General features: G+C 40.9%; 1 protein-coding gene. It reads right to left on the reverse strand.

Annotated elements, in window-relative coordinates:
* Positions 1–715, reverse strand: a 715-nt coding sequence (locus tag ABN217_RS19220) for a LacI family DNA-binding transcriptional regulator (protein ID WP_349459853.1), incomplete at its 3' end; no start/stop codon positions are given.
* Between the last annotated feature and the right edge of the window lie 46 nt (positions 716–761).

The following is a 761-nucleotide window of genomic DNA, read 5'->3' on the forward strand; positions in this document are numbered from 1 at the left end:
TGGCTTGCCGTCCAAAATCCATAGTGGCCACATAAGGGGTGGTTATGCTTTGTTCTGCACTGTGATTATGGCTTAACATTGCCTTTGTCCAGCCACTTAGCTGTTGACTTTGTACCTTACTATCCATTTGTGCGCCAATATAACCAATTTTTCGATAACCTTTTTGTAGCATATGATTAGTTAGAAAATATACGGCCTCACCAATATTGCTTCGGATGTTAAGCGAAAGTGAGTGTGTTGCTTCCCCTGCAACACTAATAACGGGAATATCAATATTTTTAAGATAGCTAAGCACGCTTTCAGAATTAATCGCGCCAAAAATAACCATCGCTGCTGGACTACTTTGCAATAAAGTAAAGAAAACTTCAGATTCTTTTTTCTGTTGATAATCATGGCTGCCAATAACAACTTGATAGCTGTTTTTGTTAAGTACATCCTGTAGTGATTGCAAAAATGCCGAACTCGCATAGTCTCGTAATGATGGCACAAGTACTGCGATCGTTCGGCTTTGACCGGAGGCGAGTATACCCGCCGCAGAGTTTGGTATATACCCAAGCTCTGCGACTGCTTCATTGATTTTTTCTCGCAGTTTATCTGATACTAAGTCTGGAGTGCGCAGCGCCCTTGAGACAGTCATTGAACCAACGCCTGCATATTTAGCAACATCTTGTAGGGTCACTCGCCCAGTATTCTTTCTTTTGCGTGTTTTTTCCATAAAAGATGCTTTTTTACTCTATTACACAATTTGTCACGCTATAACT

This window comes from Proteus sp. fly-1067, assembly GCF_040139345.1.
Lineage (GTDB): Bacteria > Pseudomonadota > Gammaproteobacteria > Enterobacterales > Enterobacteriaceae > Proteus > Proteus vulgaris_B.